This window comes from Citrobacter sp. Cs237 (assembly GCF_030332325.1).
Taxonomy (GTDB): Bacteria; Pseudomonadota; Gammaproteobacteria; order Enterobacterales; family Enterobacteriaceae; genus Citrobacter_A; species Citrobacter_A sedlakii.
In genome coordinates this window covers 148,826-170,631 of the sequence record NZ_JAOWIB010000106.1, presented here as the reverse complement: position 1 = coordinate 170,631, position 21,806 = coordinate 148,826, and the positions used below count along the sequence as shown (strand labels likewise).

Sequence of the window (21,806 nt, the reverse complement as noted above, 5' to 3'; positions counted from 1 at the left end):
TACCACCAGGACAACCGCTCGCCGGGCAGTCTGCCGGGCACGAAGACACAGATGACCATCCGCTCGAAAACCTATAAAGGTAGCGGATTTAACGAACTGCGTTTTGAGGATGCGACGGACCAGGAGCAGGTGTATATCCATGCGCAGAAGAACATGGATACCGAGGTACTGAATGACCGTACCACGACGGTGAAGCATGACCATACGGAAACCGTAACCAATAACCAGAAGGTGACGGTGAGCGTGGGACAGACTGTCAACGTGGGGAGTAAAAAGGAAGGCGGTCATGACCAGACGGTGACGGTAGCGAATGATCAAAAAACAACGGTAGTTAATAATCAGATCACCGAAATTACTGAAGGAAATAAAACAACCGATATAGATAAAGGGGATCAGGAAATTATCCTGCATGAAGGTAAGCAAACAATAAAGGTAAAAAAAACCATCAGTGTTTCCTCAGAAGAGAAGATAGAGTTCATTTGTGGGGAGTCACGTATTACCTTGCTGGAAAATGGCGAAATTACAATTAGTGGAAAAATAATCAAGAATAACGCGAAGGATGAATATCATGTCAATACCAAAAAATTATCAGCGGATGGTAGTGAAGAACAAGTGCTGACCGGTGGCTTGCTGAAATTAAATCCATAAGTAAATCAGTTAATTACCTCACAAAGGAATACGATATGGGTAAGGAAGCAGCAAGGCAAACGGCAGATACAGCAGGACATGATGGTCCAATAACATCAGGTAGTAGTAATGTTACAACTGGAGGGTTCCCGGCAGCTCGAATGGGGGATGCTTTTATTTGTAAAGAGCATGGGCCCGGTGTAATCAGTGAAGGTTCTAAAACGGTTACAATAAATGGAATACCCGCTGCCAGAAAGGGGGACAAGGTTATTTGCGGTAAAAAATCATTACCTCCTACACAAGGACCAAAACCACCTGAATATCATTATGCGACAATAGCTAAAAATACAAATGAAGATGGCTCGGTAAAAAATCCAAATGGATCAAATGATTCTAAAACATATGTAGGATATGCAGTGTCAGCCTTATCGGATGAGGATGGTGACGGTCGATATGATACGAGTAACCTGCAAGCAGGAATTATTGATTTTCAGCTAAGTCATCCGATGGGAGATAGCGGTATAAATTTTAATCTTGGTAGTACTGTTGGCAAGGTTGGTATGACAGCAGGGACTACATCTGGAGCAAAAGGTAGCTCAGCCTCGTTCGATGTAAAGGCAACGGGAGTTTCAGGAAATATTGGCCTTAGCGCAGGGACTAAAGGCGGTGATTATGGAGAGCTAAAAGCAGAAGGGACACTTGGTACTGCGGAGGCTAAAGGCGAAAGTGTTATAATTCATGATGCTGCTGAACATCAATATGGGTTCAAAACCGAGCTGGGTGCAGAAGCTGCGGTAGCGAAAGGAGATATAACCTTTGATGCCGAATCTCCTTTCTGGGGCCTAAAAGTGAAAGGGGGTATCTCTGGTACCGCTGGTTCAATTGGGTTAGCTGGCGGAACTGGACTTTTATTTGATAAGGATGATGTTATGCTTAAGATAAATTTGTCTGGTGATATAGCGTTAGGGTTAGGATTTGGCGGAGATATAGAAATCCAATTTGGTCCATTTTTTAATCATTCAACAGGTGGTTCTGGTGTTATTCTTTCAGGTGTGGCAACTGTTATCATTGGAGGTTAAATGAACCGATACAATATAATGTTTAGAATGTTATTTGGGGTTATAGCTTTTTTACTACTTTCCTGTATTAGTGTTATGTTAAATGATGATTTACAATACACTCGATCGTCAACTATATGCTTTCTTACCGGCTGTTATCTGTTTTTGTATTTTTTTGTATTTTCTCTTATTGATGCTGGCGTCAATAATATAGCGTCATTTCATCAGAAATATAACCAAGAAAATACCAAAAAATCATTTCTTAAAAATTTCATTGAAGGAGAAAACCTGGTATCTAAAGGATATAAATTAGCTTTTAATTTGGGTTTTTTAGTTGTGATGTATTTTATGTTAAAAAATGAAATGTAAATAATCCAGAGAGAATTATTATAATGAGAGAAAGCAATAACAAACCATCCTTTCCAGGGTCAGTGACATATAGTTTTGAATACCAGAAAGAACACTTTTGGCGATGCCGCTATACATCCTCAGAAGTAACAAGCTTACATTACAAAATATTACTCCCCTTGGATGTGAAACCGGTTAGCATTAAACCTGAGCTAATTGCAGGAACCAATAACCTCTATGCTATTGGTTGCTATCAGACCATTTCTGGAGCAAAATCTCCCTTTACAGAAGTTGATGTAGTCTATGAGCATATAAATAATGACATCGATGCCAGTGACTGGGGAGAAAATATATTAAACCTTTTAGGTGAAGAAATTCTTTACTGTAAATATTATTATAGCGTTAGTGGTCGATATGCTGACTTTTTGACAAAAAAAGATATCGATAACGAAACCATCACATCAAGAATTAGAGTGTTTAAAAATTATGATTTTGAAAACAACAGGGCCAATGTGATAATGGTAAAAGCCTGTTGTAACTGGAAGGATTATGAATCGCTGGCTGAAGATCTCTTTCATTGCGTGAAGTTTTTCACTTTAATTAATGACTCAAAGTGGCATTTAGCGGAAGAATTAAAGAGTATAAATCTGGATATGCCTGCAAATTATTCTTTTTATTACCCGGCCTCATGGCTGTATTCAGAACGATATAAAAATGAAAAAATGAGCTACTATTCGTTATCTTTAAAAGAAGAAAGTAACGTTCATGGCATTATTGATGGTTATTTTTTATACCATGATGCAGCAATCAATAAAGAACAGATTTGTAAACTAATTGTCAGTCAACTAAAAGAGAATAATTACCCTGAAATTGATGAAATTTCACTACGAGAACGCAAAGATACTTTCAATAAAAACATTACGGAACTATGGGCGGGTGAGTTAAAAGTAAATAACGCAAGAAATGGGGAAGGCATGCTAGTTGCTTTTGCCGGAAAAATTCAGGAAAGTTGGTTCTATGTAATTGGGTCATTTGCTCTACAAAAACAAAATTTCGGTTCCTGGGCTGCGGGAAAACGAGCAATAGATATTATTTTAAATTCACTTAATAACTACGATTTAGAGTATGAAGATCAGTTTTATCTTGAGCATTGATATAACGTTCAATAGATCCAATAAGTTAACTAAATAAATTCATGCTTTCGCCCTTGTAGCGTGCCTGAACGCAAGCGTAACACTGTACTGTCATAGCCACTGAACCGCTGGCAGTCTTTTTTCCTGTCATCATCAGGGATGGTTATATGTCATCAAAAGGATTGCGCTTTACGCTGGAAGTGGACGGGCTGATGGACAGGGAAAGATCACGAAAAGTACGTTTTTCGTACTAATAAAGCCGCATTTTTTGTTTAAAAATCAAGTCAATCCTTATCCTATGCAGGTGTCCTTCTGGTATTACATATGATCAAATATCCCCTGAAAAATAAGGAGAACAGATTATGGAACTTGGAAAGCTAGTGGCACATATTTCAATTATTCCTGATTACAGACAACCCTGGAAAGTAGAGCATAAATTATCAGACATTCTGCTTTTGACAATCTGCACTGTCATTTCTGGTGCCGAAGGATGGGAAGATATCCAGGATTTTGGCGAGGCTCATATTGATTTTTTAAAGGAATAGGGTGATTTTGAAAATGGTATTCCTGTTCATAACACTATTGCCAGAGTGGTATTGTATAAGCCCTAAAAAATTCCATGAATGTTTTATCAACCGGATGCGGGATTGTCATTTATCAGAAGAAGGCGATGTTATTACGATTGACGGGAAGACTCTGCGTCGATCTTATGATAAAAGCCGTCGTCGGGGAGCAATTCATGTAATCAGCGCATTCTCTACCATGAACAGTGTCGTTCTTGGGCAGATAAAGACAGCTGAGAAATCAAATGAGATCACTGCAATACCAAAACTTCTTAACCTTCTGGATATCAAGAAAAAATTGATTACAACTGACGCAATGGGATGTCAGAAAGATATCGCTGAGAAGATTAATAATCAGGGGAGTGATTATTTATTCGCAGTGAAAGGAAATCAGGGACGATTACAATAAGCATTTGAAGATAAGTTTCCATTAAAAGAAATCAACAATCCGAAGTATGACAGCGCAGCAGGTGTTCTTTTAGGTCCCATTACAGTTTCTGGTATACTGTACAATGTGTATTATGGAATTTTTAAATGATTACCCCACAGCGAGCTATTGATATCGCAAAAGATTATTGCGTTCGAAAAAGACTTGGTTGGAGTGAAAGTAGCCTTTATGTTGAAACCAAAATGATAAAAGGCGATCCTTGCTATGTTATTTATACATGTAATGTTGATTTATCAAAACTGGACTGGTTAGAGATGGTTACAACAACTCCTTTTCATGTATATGTCAGTATGGTTACCGGAAAGTGCATTGGTTGTGAGACTGGAAACAGAGGTATAGCATTTGAACGTTAATATATAAATAAAATAACATCTCACATTAGCCCCACATTCTAACTTAAGCCTAATACATAACAAAGAAAATCTCAACTTCGCATGAAATTATAAAATTTATGATGTATAATTATCATAAAATATTTCTCTATTGAGATTGATTAATAAAGTGATATTTTATTATAACCAGTTACAATTTATGATATAGACTATAATGTATATTATGGAGTTACTAAATGATCACACAACAGGCTGCCATTGATATGTAAGTATCCCGCATAATCGTGCCATTCACATTTAGAGATCTTCCGGCATACTCACTCTGCCAACGAAGGAGATCGCTATGCGTAAAGCCCGTTTTACTGAGCACCAGATCATCGCCGTGATTAAGTCGGTTGAATCTGGACGTACCGTCAAGGATGTCTGCCGGGCGGCTGGTATCTCTGAAGCCACTTACTACATCTATGGACTACCTCCGTTTTGCAAGTACAAAATCTGGTTTTGGGTTGTTGCTTACATCTATCCGGCATCAGGAAAACCTGTGCCCAAATGGGTAATCCGCACACAATCGCCTCAACAACTGGACGGCCTCTGAGGCCAATATAATAGTCAGGTTCCGATTGTGCAGGTGCAACCTGTCACCATTTTTCAGTACACTGCAACTCGTCTGGCTGGGTACTAACGTCCAACTGCCTGATATTCGGTATCATTTCTAAGCATCGACCAGATTATTCTCGCGTTCTTGTTAGCCACTGTCACGGTCGTTTTATTAAACCCGCGCCGTTCCTTTAACTGGTTAACCCACTGATGCAGGCCGCCATCATTGTTATTCGTGGCAACTCTGACGACAGCGCGGGCACCATGAATAAAAAGTGTCCGCAAATGCTTGTCGCCTTTTTTCGTCATATTCATTTGTACCTGCCTGTCGCCACTCGAGTGCTGTCGTGGAACCAGACCAGGCCATGCGGCAAAGTGACGACCATTTTTTAATTCAGTTCCTTTGCCAGTCGCGGCAACAACAGCTGTTGCTGTTTTAGGGCCAATGCCTTTAACTTTGGCAATGCGCTGGCAGGCTTCTGATTGCCTGAACACAGCATCAATTTCTTTATCAAAAAAGTTTATACGACGACCAAGATCGTTAAAGAGATCATATAGCTCTGCAATCGTCCTGCGCATTCCAGCGCTAAGACCATTTTCAGCATTTTCAAGGATAAGCGGAACAGCACGACGAACTCCTGAGACTGCCGCGCCGATTGTTATTCCCCGATCAAGCAGCAGTCCCCGGATTTGACAGACTGTCGCAGTACGATGATTGACAATACGCTGTCTTGCACGGTGCAGAGCCTGAATATCCTGCTGTTCAGGGCTTTTCGGTGGAACAAACTGCATCGTAGGTTGCATCAGAGCCACAGCTATCGCCTGCGCATCGTTCCCGTCATTTTTTTTGCCCACGGACAAAAGGTTTTACATACCGGGGGCTGATGACTTTTACGTTATGACCCAGTTTCTCAAACTCACGTTGCCAGTAAAATGCGCCTGTAGATGCTTCTATACCGATCAGACACGCCGGAATATTCACCACCGTCTGGAGTAATTCATTTCGGCCGGTACGTTTTGAATAAACTGGCTTACCGGCCTGGTTTAACCCACAAAGCTGAAAGACATTTTTAGCCAGATCAATACCCAGAAATATGATATTCATGGTGATTCTCCTGCTGAACGCATTTTGTACAGTTAACCGCAGAGGGAGGAGGTAGTCCATCCCATTAACTGGAAGTCTAAATACGGCGGCATGGAAGCTTCTGATATTAAAAAGATAAAGGCTCTGGAGGACGAGAACCGACGCCTCAAACAGATGTTTGCCGATCTCAGTCCTGAGAACCGGGCACTGAAAGACGTCATCGAAAAAAAGCTTTAAAACCAGCCTTTAAGCGTGAGCTGGTAACGCATTTGATAACGACATTCGGACTCAGTATTCGTCAGGCCTGCCGGAGTCTGAATCTGAGCAGAACGGTTTACCATTATCGCCCGGATACCACTCGTGATGAACCTGTTATTTTCGCATTACAGGCTGCTGCCGAACGGTATCCACAATATGGTTTTCCAAAGTTATTTCAGATCCTGCGGCGTCAGGGATATCAGTGGAATCATAAAAGGATCCACCGCATTTACTGTCTGCTTAAGCTGAATTTTCGCCGCAAAGGTAAACAGCGTCTGCATGTGCGTAATCCATCACCGCTGGCTACGCCCGAAGCGTTAAACCAGAGTTGGTCCGTTGATTTCATGCATGACGCTCTGATTTGCGGTCGTCGCTTTCGCACGTTCAATGTCGTTGATGACTTTAGCCGGGAGGTATTGTCGATTGAAATCGATCTGAATCTGCCAGCCCCGCGAGTGGTCCGGGTGCCCGACAGGATCGCGGCAAACCGCGGCTATCCAGCCATGCTTCGCATGGATAATGGTCCGGAGTTTATCTCTCTGGCGCTGGCTGATTGGGCAGATAAACATGGAGTAAAACTGGAATTTATCCAGCCGGGCAGGCCGGCGCAGAACGCTTTCATTGAGCGCTCTAACCGGACATACCGTACAGAAATACTCGATTTTTATCTGTTCAGAACGCTGAATGAAGTGCGGGAAATCACGGAAAAATGGTTGTCAGAATATAACTGTGAACGCCCGCATGAATCACTGAGCAATATGACACCAGAGGAAAACCGACAACAACATTATTTGGCCGGGATCTCAAAAAATGCATGGAACTAAAACGGGTCTATTTACACTCTGAGCGCAGTAACAAAATTAAATATCAACAGACTTGTTATTTAATGTTAAATTTGTTAAACACCCATAGTAACATGACGAAATAAATTTAGATGTGATAATCACTGAATGCTGGACGTTATGGCTAAAACCAGGGCAATTAGACAATCACGCGAGAACAATCATTTTTTATTGGGAATATTCCGAATGCCTCGCGAGATGTTATTAATGCCTGACGGGCAATTAAAGGCTAACTTGTTGATTTAACCTTCTTTGTTGCAAACGATATCCCCCCTTGCTAGAATCTTCGATAACTTCTGTAGATTCTTTTGATAAAAACCATTGATGGTGCTTTTGCATTTTATCTCGTATAACTTGACCATATTTTTCCAGCGGAAGAAGTAAGTGTCTAACTTTATAAATTGAAATGCCGCAAAGATCGGCAATTTCCCGTGTAGACAGACCTTCAGCACTATGATCTTTTAATAGTTCAAGAATAAAAACTTGCTCGGGAACCCTGACCGTAGCAAAGCTGCTTATTCCCATTTCCGCCGCTATCATCTGCAGAGTGTTACACGGTGCGCTATACCGTACGGGTAACGCACCTGAAGGGTAAGAACTCAGCGAGAGTTTCATGGCACAGCCTCCTGGGTTACAAAGGAGTGCCCAGTATGCATTCACACCCGTTTAACTAGCAACATTAGCTGCAAATGATCATGAAAAAAGGTTTTTTATCTAACATTCACGTTGTTTTATTTTAAAAAACCTGCATGTTAGAGAAAAGCAGGGCTTAGCGCGGAGAGGAACATGAGGTTCGACATAGAGGGATTTATCACTTTTGATACCGAGGATGCGTCTCTCGTTAACCTGTTGACCGGTGATTGTATTGAATTATCTCAAACATCGACACGGCTTCTGGCGGAGTTGCTTAATCATCGCGGCGATATCCTCTCGCGCAATGAAATTTTCCAGTCTGTTTTCGATAAATATGGCGCCCGAGCGTCCAACAGCAATCTGAATCAGTATATTTCAACACTGCGCAGAAACCTGAACGATTTAGGCGTTGAAAAGGAAATCATCGTCACGGTGCCGCGTATAGGTTTTAAAATAGCGGAAGATGCAATCATCAATAACGATCGCGAGTATCGAACGCCCTTTCTTGAAGAAAAAGAACCTGAACCAGAACTGACTGAAGTACACCACTCGTTCCATCAGATGATTACCCGCGTTATCGCGCTGGCGATGGCCCTTTTGCTGCTGATCATAAAACCTGGCGCATACAAATCTGAACCCGACTTACATAAAATGGTTAAAGGTCAGTGTGTTATTTTTACGTCTACGTCCTTGTCGTTGATGGATGTTAAAAACAGCTTTGACTTAACGCCGCAAGTCCTCGATTGTTCGAAGGCTAAAGAATTGTACGTTTACAAACAGCAGGTAACAGGCACCCTGGGTAATATTATGCAACTACTCCTCATTAAGTGTGACAGCCGTGGTTGCGTAAGTTTTTATTACAGAGAAAAAAATAATGCCTAAGCGAATTATTTTACTTTTTATCAGTATCGTTGTGTTGTTTATCGGCGCAGTTTACGGTTTCACCCGCCTCCCGGCCTTTTCATGCAAGTCACAATTTTCGATTGTACAAAACATCAACAATGATACCATCCGTAGTGAAGGATTGATTTTTGCCAATCTCACAGATGACACGTTTCTGGTCAGCATTGACGGTTTGTTGGTCCATAATAAACAAAAGTATTTAATCTCGCGCACGCTCAAAATGAAATACCAGCCGTACAACGCCAGTGCGCATTTGTACAAAATAACCCGTGTGCAAATAGTTCGCGACAACACTGACAATGTTGATGATGAGATAGCTAATAGTTTACTGTTTGGCAAAGGGCCGGACGAAAAAATTATTTTTCTTAAAAAGCTCAATAACAATGTAATATTATTTGGTAACCACGCATTTCCGCAGTATGGTTGCAAACGAGATTAATTTGTGTGGTTTTCTTTCACGAAGCACAGCATATGTTAACTTTCTCATATCATGAATATAAACTTAATCGAATCTCTGGCTTGTATTTCAAAAATAATAGACATGATCAATCCCAGACTCAACCTGCATCATGTCAGAACGGCCTACATCGCCTGGCATTTAGCCAGGGAGTCGCAGTTTACCCCCGCGCAGTGTCGCAAGACCCTGCTGGCGGCGCTACTGCACGATATTGGCGGTCTGAATGAAGAGTCGCGCCTTCAACCGCTTAGCTACTATGACAATGAGCTCAATAACCATGCCGCGGTGGGCGCCGAACTGCTGGCCAGCGTGCCGTTATTGAACCCGTTAAGCCCTATTGTGCGCTACCATCACACCCGCTGGGATAATGGCCAGGGAGCAATGGTCAACGGGTCTAAAGTCCCAAAGGAAAGCCATGTGATCTACCTGGCGGATCGGATAGATGTTTTAATCGCGCGCTACCGCGCTAACGATATAATATCGGTCAAAGACGAAATTATTAATATTATTGCGGGCGGCGACAATCTTTTATATAAACCTGAATATATCTGCGCCTTCAGAAAAATAGCAAATTGTGAGCATTTTTGGTTAAAAATCAAATCGACAGACTTTGACGATTATATTAAAGATATTCCCCGGATTCATAACGACTCCGTCTCCTTGCATAATTTTCGTGACATCGCTGGCATGCTGGCTTTTATTATTGATGGGTTTAGCCAGCATGGCGTTCAGCATTCGCTGGTCGTGGGACGCATATCGGGTTATCTCGCCAAAGAGATGGGGATTACGCCAGTACAATGCCTGAAGATTGAAATTGGCGGTTTGCTGCACAATCTGACGTCCCTGACGTGCGGCTCAGCGCCAGCGCATACCGGTGATGAAAATGTGGTCTGGGATGAGCTCTACCCCATTGAAGCGATCAGGGATATCGCGGGCTGGTGCCACACGCATAAGACGGTAACGGCAAGATCCGCCGCGCCGCCAGAAGCCATGATTCTGCGGGCCAGCATCTGGCTGGCGTCATTGCTTCAGGGCGTAACCCTGTCGAGTGAATTCAAAGCACGCGTAGGAGAAACGGCGGAAATCGCCCCGGAACTGGCAGGGATCGTGCAACAGCACAGTACGGTGTTGTTGCAAATCTTTCAGGAGTCGGTCAAAGAAAGGCGAGCATTAGTGCAAAGAATCAACCAGTTAAGTCTAACGTAAACCGCGAGAAGCCTCACTTCTCGCGGTTTTCGATCATCAGGCAGACAAACCGCCGTCCAGTATCAGCGTCTGCCCGGTGAGATAACTGCTTCCCTCCCCCGCCAGAAACGCCACTGCACGCGCAACGTCCTGCGTACGCCCGAGACGGCGCAGCGGAATATTCTGCTGCATCGTTTTCAGATGCGCCGCAGGAATAGCCTGTACCATCTCACCTTCAATCAAGCCCGGCGCCAGACAGTTAACCCGAATACCAAAGCGCCCCACTTCCCGCGCCAGCGAATGCGTCAACCCGATCATCGCCGCTTTACTGGCCGCGTAAGCCGTCTGCCCGCTATTGCCCTTTACCGCCGATACCGACGACATAAACACAATCGCACCGCTGCCCTGGGTCATCATGGCGGGCAACAGGATCCGGTTCCAGTTCACGACGGAAACAAGATTGTTATTCAGCACCTCCTGCCAGTCCTGCGCGTTCTGATGAATGTGCAGACCATCACGGGTCATTCCGGCGTTATGGATGATAGCGGCTGGCGCGCCGAATTTTTCCAGCAGCGACGTTGCCAGTTGCGAAACACGTTCTTCATCGCTGCCGTCGCAGCAGTGCCCCTGCACCCAGGTTGCGGTGCGCAGACGCTGCGCGGCCTCCAGCGTCTGCGCGATCCTGGCCTCGTTGCGTCCGGTAAAGACAATATTCCAGTCCGGCAGCAGGTGGCTCACCAGCGCCTGACCAATCCCCCGGCTACCGCCGGTGATCAGCATCCATTTTTCCGCCATGTCAGTCCGCCATCGCCTTTTCAATACGCTGGCTCAGCTCGCGCAGCGTCATAAAGGGGTTCTTCATGAACATTTCCGGATTCACCGTCACATTAAATTCACGTTTCGCCAGCACCATCAGCTCAACGTAGTCCAGGCTGTCCAGCTCCAGTTCCGGCAGCGTCGTCTCCGGGGTCAACGCGTCCGGCGTCATATCTTTTGCGTCGCAGATCATTTCGCTGATTTTTTTATAGATCGTTTCTTGTTGGCTCATTTTATTTTCCTTTTGTCAGCGCGCCGACCTTCAGGGTAACGGCGCTGCAAATGAAACGTTGTTGATAACAGGTTCGCGCCGCGATCCGCACCACCGCGCCCGTAGCGAGGTCGCCGACGACCAGCGCAGGGAGCGTGTCGATCACCAGCCGCGGCGGTAACGTATTCGCCCGCCACGGCTCAAGAAGCAGACTGTCGAAAATGACCTCCTGATGGGTCTGCATGACCGGGAAACGGTTAAAAAGCGCCTCCAGAGAAGGGCAGTCCGGCAACATCGCGGCGACAGAGGGTTGATGTAGCAGCGCATCGTCCTGTAGCAGATGGCGGAACAGCAGCGCGTCCAGGAAATGCCACTGCTGGGCGTCGGGCAGCAGCGGCTGAAATGACTGATGCAGCCCGGCAAGCGTGGCGGAGTCCAGCACTCGCTGGCTCAGGCCGTCGTCGCGCGGAAAGCCCTGTTCCGGCGTAAGCTGACAGGACAGACAGGTTTCTCCCCCCGCGCGCTCTTTCACCGACACCACGACGCGCTCGCTCGCTTCACGCATCAGAGAGTACGCCGTATCCCGCCACATTGGTCTGCGCAGACGTACGGTGCATTTCAGAAACGGCGCGCTGTCGGCGGGTGGGCTGATAAAACGCTTCACGTCGAGTAACGCGCGCATCCCGTGAACACTAAGCGCGTGTCCCCCGCGTGCTTTCACCCACGCTTCGTCAAAATGCACCGGGTTGTAATCACCGGAAAACGCCGCCCAGCGGCTGGCGTCCTGATGACCATAATGCAGGGGCATCATGCGTGTTTCTCCAGGATCAGCGCCGCATTCGCTCCGCCAAAGCCAAAGCTCAGATTCAGCGTGCGGCGAATGTCGCCCGCGCGGTGACCCTCTATCACATAATCCAGATCGCAGCGTTCATCAGCCTGTTGGAAGTTGGCCGTCGCGGGCATCACGCCGTGGGCGATAGCCTGTAAGCAGACGATACTTTCGAATGTCCCTGCCGCGGAGATTAAGTGTCCGGAATAGGATTTGGTGCTGGAGACCGGGATAGCGTAAGCCGCGTCGCCCAACGCCATTTTGAGCGACTGGGTTTCGTTAATGTCGTTCAGCGGCGTTGAGGTCCCATGCGCATTAATGTAGTCCAGTTGTTCAGGCTCCAGCCCGGCCTGCTGCAGGGCATGGGTGATGGTTTGCACGCGGGCCAGACAGTCTTCCGCCGGCGAGGTGAAATCCCAGGCGTCCGAGAAGTTGGCGTAGCCGGTGATTTCGCCGAGGATCGTCGCCCCACGCGCCAGCGCCCCTTCGCGTTCCTCCAGACACAGCACCGCCGCCCCTTCAGAAAGCACAAACCCGCTGCGATGGGCGCTGAAAGGACAGCTTGCCCGCTGCGGGTCCGACGGCTCCTTGCTGAGCGCCCCCAGCACGTCAATGTTCCACACCGCACAGTGACTGGTGAGCGACTCGCCCGCGCCAGCCAGCATCATCTGCGCCCTGCCGCTGCGAATCACCTCATACGCGTCGCCAATAGCAATCGTGCCCGTCGCGCAGGCGGCAATCACTGTATTCTGATAGCCGTTCAGCCCCCAGAACTGACTGCATGCGGCAGTCGTCACGCTTGGCATGGCGTAAAAACAGTTGAACGGCGAGGCGACGCCCGTCGCGGCAAATTCGCTCTGCGCCTCGTAACTTTCATCCAGCCCTGCCCAGCCGGTGCCCATAATCACGCCGCAGTCCAGCGGGTTATAGAATTCCTGGGGCGGTTTATCGCCGAAGGCCATGCCCATCGCCTGACGCGCCGCGCCAACGGTCAGGCGGGCAAACCGCGGCAGCCGACGCCGGATGGCGGCAGGCACCCCCATCAGACTCGGCTCGTTATCCACCAGCCCGAGAAAATGGGTGTTGATATTCAAGGCAGTTTTGTCGACGTAGCGATAGCCATGTCGTTTGTCCATGATTGCCTGCCAGCTTTCCTCTGCCGTTGCGCCAAGCGGGGTCACGGCGCCATACCCGGTAACGACAACCCGCTTAAAGTCATTATTCAGCTTCATGTTCCATCATCCTGTATTGCGTTTCGCCACCCCCTTGCGCCAGCCAGAGCTGCAGCGTGGCGTAGAGGTAGTCGTATTGGGTTTGTGCAAGGGCGTTCTCTAACGTCAAGATGTCGTCCTGCGCATTGAGCAGCGTCTGAAAGTCCACGGCCCCTGCGCGATAACGGCTTTCCGTCAGCGTTAAGCGCTGCTGGCTCAGCGCCAGCGACTGATGCAGCCTTGCGCGCTGCTCGCTCGCGCTCAGCCGGTTTTCCATTGCCTCATCCACCTCGGCGAGCGCGGCATAGGCGGTGGAGCGAAAGGTAATCGCCGCCTGTTTAACCGCTAAATCCGCCTGCCGCACGGTAAGGCGCTGGGTGTTCCACTGGATAAACGGCAGGGCCAACGCGCCGCCCACGGTGCGAATCGGATCGCTGAACCACTGGTTAAATACCTGACTGCCGGCATTCAACGAGGCGTCAAGGGAGAGCGAAGGGTAAAAACGCAGCCGCGAGGCGTCGTATCCGGCAAGCGCCGCACGCAGACGGGACTCCGCCGCCTGAATATCCGGACGCTGAGCGATAACATACAGCGGCGTTTTTTGCGCAACCGGCACCTGTTGATTGACATCCAACGCAGGCGACTCGTCAGCGTGCTGTTCCGCCGGTCTGTTAAGCAGCAGCGCCAGCGCATTACGCGCGCTGCTGCGCTGTTGCTCCAGCGTACGCAGTTGGTTTCGCCGCTCCAGCAGCGCCTGCTTCGCTTGCAGGACGTCAAGCTGTCCCACTTTCCCGGCCAGAAACCACGACCTCACCTGCTGTAAGGTCTGCTGAGAAATGGTCAATGCTGCGCGCTGGTTGCGGATCTGCTGGTTATACAGCGCGATACGCCAGTAAAGCTGGGCGGCCGTCCCTTGGGTGGAAAGCATCGTCGCGTGATAATCCTGTTCGCTTGCCACCGCCTCCCATTCGCTCTGTTCACGGATACGGGCCAGCTTTCCCCATAAATCCACCTCATAGCCAATAGTGATCCCGCTGCTGTAACTCTCCTGCGACGCGCTACCGCGCCGCACATTTTTGCTGTTGCTGGCTGAACCGCTCACCGTGACGTCAGGGGTGAGGTTGGTATTAGTCAACCCTGCAGCCACGCGCGCCTGCTGGAGGGCGATCGCGGCAGCCGCAAGATCGTTATTGCTGATGAGTACCTGCCCGATAACCCGCGTCAGGCGCGGGTCGCCAAAACGCTGCCAGCCAAAAACCGCTACTGTATCCGGCGCCACTTGCCATTGCCGGGGCATTGAGAGCAGCGGACGCTGGTAGTCGCTGCGGGTCAGTTGCCCACAGCCGGAAAGCAGTAGCGCTGTCAGAAAAACCGCGCCCCAGCGCAATTTTTTGCCGGATGGCGACGTACTACGTGGTGGTAATAGCTTCATCGTCATTCGCGTGCCAGCGCCTCTGTCGGGTTAAGGCGAGCCGCTCTGCGCGCCGGGAAATAGCCAAACGTCAGGCCTATAAGCGCGGAAAACCCACACGCCATCAGCACCGGAAAGGCGGTAAAGACCATCGTGAAGGCGTCGGTGGCGACAGCGAAGATATGTCCTGCCACCCACGAGCCCATAACCCCGAGCAGGCCGCCGAGAGCGCAGATCATCACCGCCTCGATCAGAAACTGATTCATAATGTCTGACGGCCTTGCGCCCACGGACAGGCGAATACCGATCTCATGGGTACGCTCGGTCACCGAAACCAACATGATGTTCATCACCCCCACGCCGCCCACCAACAGCGAAATAGCGGCGATTGCGGTGATCAACAGCGACATAGAGTCGGAGGTTTTTTGCAGGGCGTTTGCCAACTGATCGTCGGTCTGGATAAAGAAGTCTTTTCTGCCATGCTCACGCAGCAGATGCCGTTCCGCGCGCTGCGCCGCGTCATGCGGTTCCAGCGTCGGCTGAAAACGCGCGATCAACGACTCCAGCGGTTTCTCGCCGGTTAGTCGCTGTTGTAAGGCCGTATGCGGCGCCCAGGCCGCCATAAAGCCGCCAACCACTTTCGGACCAGGGCGCGTGGCAACACCAATGACCCGCCACGGCGCACCGGCAATTTGCACGATCTCGCCGAGGGCGTTTTCACCGCCGGGAAACAGCGTATCGCGTCCGGTTTCATCAAGGATGAGCACCGGTTCGCCTTCGGCGACGTCACGCGCGGTAAAGCCATTTCCCTCGACGAAGCGCAATCCCTGCAGCGAGAAGAAGTCCTGTGACACGCCGGAAAGCATCAGCGAAGAATCCAGCCCCTTGCGGACCGCGAGCGTGGTGCTGCTCACCACTGGCGAGACGCCCATAATCCACGGCAGCGCTTGTAAACTCCGCACATCGTCCAGCGACAGCGCGCGTTCCATATCCGGGCGTTTACTGCCCCATCCCGTTCCAGGACGGATCTCCAGCGTGGTGCTTCCCAGCTTGCCGATTTCGCTCATGATCGCCTGACGCGCCCCTTCGCCAACGGCCATCGACGACACGACTGACGCAATACCGATGATAATCCCGAGCATTGAGAGAAAGGCCCGCATCCGGTGCCCAAGCAACGATCGCCACGCCATGCGTACCGACTCATGCAGGCTGCGCCCTAACGACGCGCGTCCGTTGTCCTGATCCGGTAACGCCGAAGCCTGCCTGACAGCGACATGCTGTTCATCGCTGATGATCCGCCCGTCGCTGATTTCAATAATGCGCTGCGCCTGACGGGCCACGTCGCGGTCATGGGTCACGATAATCACCGTGTGCCCGGCGGTATGCAGCTGATGCAGTACATCCATCAACGCCTTACCGCTCACGCTGTCGAGGGCGCCAGTCGGCTCATCGGCCAGAATGATATGGGCGCCGTTAATCAGCGCCCTGCAGACGCTCACACGCTGCTGCTGACCGCCGGAAAGCTGAGCAGGCCGATGTTGCAGGCGGTTCTCCAGACCGAGCTGGCGCGCCAGTCGCTGTATACGGGCTTTACGCTCTGGCTCCGGCATGGCGGTATAAAGCGCAGGAATCGCGATGTTTTCTTCTGCGGTCAGATACGGCATCAGGTGGTAGCGTTGAAAAATAAAGCCCAGATAGCGGCTGCGAAGGTCTGCCAGGCGCAGTTCGTCGGCCTCATGCACCGGCGTGCCGTTAATCAGCACTTCACCGGACGTGGGTTTGTCGAGGCAGCCAATAATGTTCATTAGCGTGGATTTCCCCGACCCGGACGCCCCGACAATCGCCACCATCTCGCCGGCGTGAAGGGTCAGTGAAATATCGCTGAGAACCGGAAGCACCTGCGTTCCGGCGTTAAACGCGCGGCAAACCTGACGTAAAACGATAATCGGCTCCATCCGCTATCCCCGCCCTGCATCCTGCGCCAGCACCACCTGTTCACCCGCCGTTAACCCCTCCAGCACTTCAGCATACTGCCTGTCATTAATGCCGATACGGATGATGCGGGTGCGCGTTTTGCCATTCTCATAAGTGGTAATGGCGTAACGCTCGGTGTCCTGTGCCTGTCCCAGCGCGGCAACCGGTACGCGCAGAACGTTTTTGGCTTTCGCAATCTGGATAAACACCTGCGCCGTCATTGACGTTTTGAGCTCGCGCTCCGCGTTAGGCACTTCAAACGTTCCGGTGTAGTAGACCGCCATCGCCTGCTGATTGCCGCCCATTCTGTTTTCCCCGGACGCCTCCAGCGCCTCCTGCGGCGCGGGCTGAACAAAGCCCATCGTGCTGCTATAGCGTTTTTCCGGGTTGGCAATGACGTAGAAACGCAGCGGCTGACCGGGGCGGATCTTCTGCACGTCCGCCTCTGAAATCCGCGTTTGCACCTGCATGGTGTCGAGATTCGCCAGCACCAGGATGGTCGGCGCGGTTTGCGAGGAGACGATGGTCTGCCCTTCCCGGGTCACAATCCCCAGTACTTCGCCGTCGATCGGGGCGACGATGCGGGTATAGCTCAGGTTAGCCTGCGCGGATTTCACCGCCATCTCCGCCTGTACAATCTGCGCATCGCTCACAGCGATCTGCTGCACCTGCGCGTCGTACTGCGCCTGCGCCTGCTCAAATTCACTGCGCACGCCAGAGCCGTCGCGCATCATCATCCGCTGACGGTTAAGCTCCTGGCGATAACGTAACAGGGTCGCCTGCGCCGACAGCTTTTGCGCTTTGGCGCTGGCAAGCTGCGCGTGGGCGTTGTTAAGATCAGACTCCTGAATGGTCGGGTCGATCTCCGCCAGCAGTTGCCCTTTTTTTACCTTGTCGCCCTGACGCACGTACAGCTTGCGAAGCTGTCCGTTGACCTGCGCCCCAACGTTGACCTGCACCGCCGGTTTCAGGACGCCGGTGACCAGCACGACTTTTTCGATATCCCCTGTACCAATGGTTTCCAGCGCCAGGTGTTCATCGGGAGAGTCAGAGGCCAGCGTCGTCCACGCCACGCTGCTGGCGACGACAAACGCCAGTCCGAAAGCAGCCAACATCCAGCGGGTTTTACGCGTCATACATCGGCCTCCAGAGGGCGCAACTGGCCTGCAATAAGCTGATAAACGCGCGGAAAATGCGACAGTACCTGTTCGCTGTGGGTTACAACAATCAATGATTTACCGGTTTCGTGACAGTGACGGCGGAGCGTCTCCATCACGGTCGCCGCCGTGTCGTCGTCAAGATTCGCGGTCGGTTCGTCGAGCAGCAACACCGGACGCGTACTGTACAGCGCCCGCGCCAGCAACAAGCGCTGACGTTGCCCAAGAGAAAGCGCCGCGTGGCTTTCCCGAATCAGGGCGTCAACACCGCCTGGCAGCCCGCGCACCACGTCACCCAGCGCGAGGGAATCAAGCAGCGCCTCAATGCGTCCGCGGTCGCGTTCACGGTACTGTGCGTCAAACAAAGTGATGTTTTCCCGCACCGAGGCGTTAAACAGGATGTCCTCCTGGCTTTGCAGACAGACAAGCCGCGTGAGCAATTCCGGCGACAAGCGCGTTTCGCCGGCATAACAGCCGCCCGCCTGAGGTGCCAGCAGTCCGGCGATCAGCCGCAACAGGGTACTCTTTCCGGCCCCGGACTCGCCGACGATCGCCATCTGCTCTCCGGCGTTCAGGGTGAACGATACTCCGTTCAGAATCGGCCTCGCCGGATCGTAATCGTAGCGCAGGGCATCAAAGTGAAGCGTGGGCACCGCGCCTGACGGCAGCGCCGGGGTCAACGGCACGGGCTCGGCTTCGTCTCTGCGGGCAAACAGGCTATGGGCGCGGGTATCAATAACGTTGAGCTGTGTTTTTTGAATAATGCCGTAGAAAATCCGCGTCACGTAAGAGGTAAAGATCTGGCGCAGAAAGCTGTAGGCAAAAAAGTCGCCCAGCGAGATGAGTTTGCTGTGTACCATCGGCAGCACCACCAGCATAAACACCACCATTTCCAGACTGCCGGTCAGCTGATACAACCCCTCTTTAACCTGCTGATAGACTTTCTGGCGCTGCAGGCAGGAAAAAAGATCGCGGCTGAACGCTGCAAACTGCCCTTGCCGCTGGCCTTCCAGCCCGGCGGTTTTGACGGTCAAAATGCCCTGGATAGTCTCCATAAAGAAGTCGTTCAGGGTGGCGCTTTTAAGCTGCAACTGCTGCGTGAACCAGCGGTCGCGGATCACCGCCCAGACGCTGATGATCCCCATCACCGTCACCCCCACCGCCGAGATCGCCGCCAGTACCGGGGCGATCCAGAACATCACCGCCAGCGCAATAACGCAAATCACCCAGTCGGAACGCAGACCGTTATCCAGTTCAATCTTTTGCAGCAGACCCACCTGCCAGGCGGTGAAGCGGCTGAAGATCTCCCCCGGCGCGCGTTTTTCAAAGAAGCGCAGCGGATTGCTGAGCAGACGGGAAAATCCGACCCCGCTGTGGATCAACACAAAGCGTTTAATGAAACGCTCGCTAATCACCCGTACGCCCAGCGCCATCAGCGAGGAAACCATAAACGCCAGGATAAACCAGCCGTAGGGAAAATCGCTGTTCCCGACGCTGGAAAACGCCTGATTAATGGCGTTGCTGACCATTGTCGGCATCAGGAACAGCGTGAGGGAGACCAGGAAGGTCAATAACATCAGCCGGTAAATCCCCGGCACCGCCGCGGTTTCCTGCATACTCATGGCGCGTGGCGCAGTCTGCGTCTCATCCGGTAACGACAGGTCAGGATCGGCCTCCAGCGGTCGATCCGGTTCGACAATCAACGCATAGCCGCTGATCTCCTGCTTCAGCGCGGAAAACGGCAACCACTGCTCGCCAATCGCCGGGTTCATCACGCACACCTGATTCCCCTTACGCCAGGCCAGCAGAACGTAATGGCTGGCGCCGTAGTGCAGAATAGCCGGCAGCGGCAGGTCATTCAGTTCGTGATGCTCAAACAGGACCGGCGTGGTGGCAATGCCCAGCCGCGCCAGAATTGTCATCAGCGTATCCAGCGACGTGCCGTGATCGGACGCCGGAAAAATATCGCGCAACGTCTCCAGCGAAACGGTTTTCCCCTGCGTCTGCGCCAGCATCGCCACGCACGCCAGGCCGCATTCGTTGGTTTCTTCCTGAAAGATCTGATTCGGGATGGTGGTTTTCATTTTTATAATTAGTGATTAATAAAATAGAGGGAATGGCTGTGCCAGAGCAGCCACTCCTGCGGATAGTCGCGCAGGGTGGACTCAATAATTCCCGGCAGCGTCTGCGCGACGTCGCGGCTGGCGACCGGAGGATGAATGTGGATACGCAGGCCGTTGTCGTAACTCAGGTGGTAAAACACCACCTGGGCCTTGATCACCGCGGAAAGACGAACCACGCCGTTGTGCAGCTTCGCGCTGCGGTCAAATAAACGGCACGGCAATTTCGCCGCCAGCGCACCTTCGGCCTGCAAGGTATAGTCGGGCGAGATATCGGGAAATATGATCATGTTTTGCCGACCGCAGGCGACATCCGTAATGAGCGTCATCAGATCGCCTGCCAGTGCTTTGTTTTCCTGGTGAATTGAGCAGTACGAAAGCGCGACGCCCCCCAGCGCGCGGGTCTGGGCGTTATAGAGTTCCGCGCTTGCAGAGACCACCACACTGGCGCTTCCCGGCGTGACGCAGGCGCCAACCATCGCCGCCAGCACGTCCGAGACCGTATGCAGCGGCGCCAGAATATAAGGTGTGTTTTGTTGATGCAGCGGCGCGACCACGGCGTCGAGCTGCGCCGCGCAGGCGCGAATCTGTCGCAGCAGCGCCGGACTCTGCCCCCAGGTAGCGGCTTCTTCCAGCAAACGACGGCGGACGGCTATCCATACGGCGTCCACGCGCCCCGAATACCCTGTCAGACAGCGTGCGTTTTCATTGGCCACCGCGTGTTGACAGCGAAACGAGCGTCCCGCCAGACGCAGGGCGCAAAGCCCCCTCGCCACTGCCAGCACCGCGGGGAGGTATCCGTAGCGCAGAATTTTCCGCAGCGCAAACATCGCCGCCCGGGACAGTTCCCGGCGCAGGCGGCGCACTTGTCCCAGACGGTTGCGGATGCTAAAGACGCTCCAGATAATAAAAAACCTGACCACGGAGACTATTTATCCTCTTTAAGCAACTGCTGCATCCGCTGGGCAAATTGCGGAAACTCCCGATCCTGCGCCACCACATAACGTTTATTGATAATAAATATTGGCGTGGCGTTAATCGCATAATGTTCGGTAATTGCCGCCATTTCGCTGAGGCGTTTTTTTACAGCCTCGCTCTGACGGACTGTATTGAATTTCGTCGTATCGATATTATTTTTTACCAGCCAGCCTTGCAGCGCATTGTTATCCGTCAGATCAACACCACGCGTTATCACCGCATTATAAGCGCTGTCGCGCACCTGCTTTTCAATGCCCATAACTTCCAGCGTGGCAAATAACGGAGCGTACGCCGCCAGACCGTTATTATCACCGGCGATGTGAATAGAGGTAAATGTGCTGCCGGGCGGTAACGACCGGCTAAATTCAGCGAGGTTATCTTCGTTTGCCGCACAGTAATGGCAACCGTAGGACATAACTTCAATAATACTGCGCTCTTCTTTTATCGGGCTGTTCGCCACCTGCTCAACGCTGACTTCACGAAACGCCTGCGTTTGAGAATCATCCGCTGAAAATGTTTTGAAAACAAAAATATGATAACAAAGCACCGTCATCAGCGAAGAGATCACGATGAGAAACAGTGAATAACCAATAAGGGTAATACGTTTAAAATGCGTCGCCATAACATTCTC

18 protein-coding genes and 4 pseudogenes are annotated in these 21,806 nt (G+C 50.9%); 10 read left to right on the top strand and 12 right to left on the bottom strand.

What is annotated here, in order from left to right:
* From OGY07_RS14210 to OGY07_RS14185, 6 genes and pseudogenes are all read left to right on the top strand, one after another.
* On the top strand, positions 1-648 hold a 648-nt coding region (locus tag OGY07_RS14210; RefSeq protein ID WP_286601302.1), incomplete at its 5' end, for a bacteriophage T4 gp5 trimerization domain-containing protein.
* Positions 649-683: 35 nt separating this feature from the next.
* Positions 684-1,706 carry a PAAR domain-containing protein gene (locus tag OGY07_RS14205; protein ID WP_211934924.1) on the top strand — a complete coding sequence of 341 codons (1,023 nt, stop codon included), beginning with the start codon at positions 684-686 and terminating at the stop codon, positions 1,704-1,706.
* A 371-nt stretch (positions 1,707-2,077) separates the two neighbouring features.
* Complete coding sequence (locus OGY07_RS14200; protein WP_286601298.1) at positions 2,078-3,187, top strand: hypothetical protein; 1,110 nt, start codon at positions 2,078-2,080, stop codon at positions 3,185-3,187.
* A 341-nt stretch (positions 3,188-3,528) separates the two neighbouring features.
* Positions 3,529-4,198, top strand: a pseudogene (locus tag OGY07_RS14195) (ISAs1 family transposase); the annotation flags it as partial.
* Positions 4,199-4,263: 65 nt separating this feature from the next.
* Positions 4,264-4,530: a hypothetical protein gene (locus OGY07_RS14190; protein WP_286601296.1), complete on the top strand. Its 267-nt coding sequence runs from the start codon at positions 4,264-4,266 to the stop codon at positions 4,528-4,530.
* A 322-nt stretch (positions 4,531-4,852) separates the two neighbouring features.
* Positions 4,853-4,969, top strand: a pseudogene (locus OGY07_RS14185) (transposase); the annotation flags it as partial.
* A gap of 218 nt (positions 4,970-5,187) precedes the next feature.
* On the opposite strand, the pseudogene OGY07_RS14180 reads toward OGY07_RS14185, so the two are convergent.
* Positions 5,188-6,211 (bottom strand): annotated as a pseudogene (locus tag OGY07_RS14180) (IS110 family RNA-guided transposase).
* Between the two features lie 66 nt (positions 6,212-6,277).
* Between OGY07_RS14180 and OGY07_RS14175 the strand changes: the two are divergent.
* A pseudogene (locus tag OGY07_RS14175) lies at positions 6,278-7,272 on the top strand (IS3 family transposase); the annotation flags it as partial.
* Positions 7,273-7,512: 240 nt separating this feature from the next.
* On the opposite strand, the gene OGY07_RS14170 reads toward OGY07_RS14175, so the two are convergent.
* The gene (locus OGY07_RS14170) at positions 7,513-7,905 is read right to left on the bottom strand and encodes a FaeA/PapI family transcriptional regulator (protein WP_042290968.1); all 393 of its coding nucleotides are present in this window, start codon (positions 7,903-7,905) and stop codon (positions 7,513-7,515) included.
* A gap of 171 nt (positions 7,906-8,076) precedes the next feature.
* Between OGY07_RS14170 and OGY07_RS14165 the strand changes: the two genes are divergently transcribed.
* Genes OGY07_RS14165 through OGY07_RS14155 form a run of 3 tightly spaced genes read left to right on the top strand, consistent with a single transcriptional unit; the run spans position 8,077 to position 10,489 of the window.
* Positions 8,077-8,805, top strand: a complete 729-nt coding sequence (locus tag OGY07_RS14165) for a winged helix-turn-helix domain-containing protein (protein WP_205612969.1) — start codon at positions 8,077-8,079, stop codon at positions 8,803-8,805.
* Entirely contained in the window at positions 8,798-9,265 is a 468-nt protein-coding gene (locus OGY07_RS14160; RefSeq protein WP_286601293.1) for a FidL-like protein, read from the top strand. Before OGY07_RS14165 ends, OGY07_RS14160 begins: the two co-directional genes overlap by 8 nt.
* Before the next feature lie 51 nt (positions 9,266-9,316).
* Positions 9,317-10,489, top strand: a complete 1,173-nt coding sequence (locus OGY07_RS14155; RefSeq protein WP_042290973.1) for an HD domain-containing protein — start codon at positions 9,317-9,319, stop codon at positions 10,487-10,489.
* 36 nt (positions 10,490-10,525) lie between these two features.
* Here the strand turns inward: OGY07_RS14155 and OGY07_RS14150 are convergent, their stop codons facing one another.
* From OGY07_RS14150 to OGY07_RS14105, 10 genes are read right to left on the bottom strand one after another with little or no spacing between them, the layout of a single operon-like run.
* Positions 10,526-11,263, bottom strand: a complete 738-nt coding sequence (locus tag OGY07_RS14150; RefSeq protein ID WP_286601290.1) for an SDR family oxidoreductase — start codon at positions 11,261-11,263, stop codon at positions 10,526-10,528.
* 1 nt (position 11,264) lies between these two features.
* Positions 11,265-11,516, bottom strand: a complete 252-nt coding sequence (locus OGY07_RS14145) for an acyl carrier protein (protein ID WP_042290976.1) — start codon at positions 11,514-11,516, stop codon at positions 11,265-11,267.
* Position 11,517: 1 nt separating this feature from the next.
* Positions 11,518-12,306, bottom strand: coding sequence for a hotdog family protein (locus OGY07_RS14140; RefSeq protein ID WP_286601287.1), 789 nt, complete (start codon positions 12,304-12,306; stop codon positions 11,518-11,520).
* On the bottom strand, positions 12,303-13,556 hold the full coding sequence (locus OGY07_RS14135; RefSeq protein WP_042290979.1) for a beta-ketoacyl-[acyl-carrier-protein] synthase family protein: 1,254 nt from the start codon (positions 13,554-13,556) through the stop codon (positions 12,303-12,305). Before OGY07_RS14135 ends, OGY07_RS14140 begins: the two co-directional genes overlap by 4 nt.
* Positions 13,543-14,967 (bottom strand): TolC family protein, encoded by a 1,425-nt coding sequence (locus OGY07_RS14130; RefSeq protein WP_352486370.1) that lies wholly within the window; start codon positions 14,965-14,967, stop codon positions 13,543-13,545. The genes OGY07_RS14135 and OGY07_RS14130 overlap by 14 nt, the downstream gene beginning before the upstream one ends.
* 2 nt (positions 14,968-14,969) lie before the next feature.
* A complete protein-coding gene (locus tag OGY07_RS14125) occupies positions 14,970-16,901 on the bottom strand; it encodes a MacB family efflux pump subunit (protein WP_042290981.1) in 1,932 nt (643 codons plus the stop codon).
* Between the two features lie 3 nt (positions 16,902-16,904).
* Positions 16,905-18,056 carry an efflux RND transporter periplasmic adaptor subunit gene (locus OGY07_RS14120; protein WP_060570358.1) on the bottom strand — a complete coding sequence of 384 codons (1,152 nt, stop codon included), beginning with the start codon at positions 18,054-18,056 and terminating at the stop codon, positions 16,905-16,907.
* Positions 18,053-20,161: a peptidase domain-containing ABC transporter gene (locus tag OGY07_RS14115; protein WP_181822154.1), complete on the bottom strand. Its 2,109-nt coding sequence runs from the start codon at positions 20,159-20,161 to the stop codon at positions 18,053-18,055. The genes OGY07_RS14120 and OGY07_RS14115 overlap by 4 nt, the downstream gene beginning before the upstream one ends.
* An 8-nt stretch (positions 20,162-20,169) precedes the next feature.
* Positions 20,170-21,120 (bottom strand): hypothetical protein, encoded by a 951-nt coding sequence (locus OGY07_RS14110; RefSeq protein ID WP_060570360.1) that lies wholly within the window; start codon positions 21,118-21,120, stop codon positions 20,170-20,172.
* Between the two features lie 5 nt (positions 21,121-21,125).
* A complete protein-coding gene (locus OGY07_RS14105; protein WP_286601281.1) occupies positions 21,126-21,797 on the bottom strand; it encodes a DsbA family protein in 672 nt (223 codons plus the stop codon).
* Between the last annotated feature and the right edge of the window lie 9 nt (positions 21,798-21,806).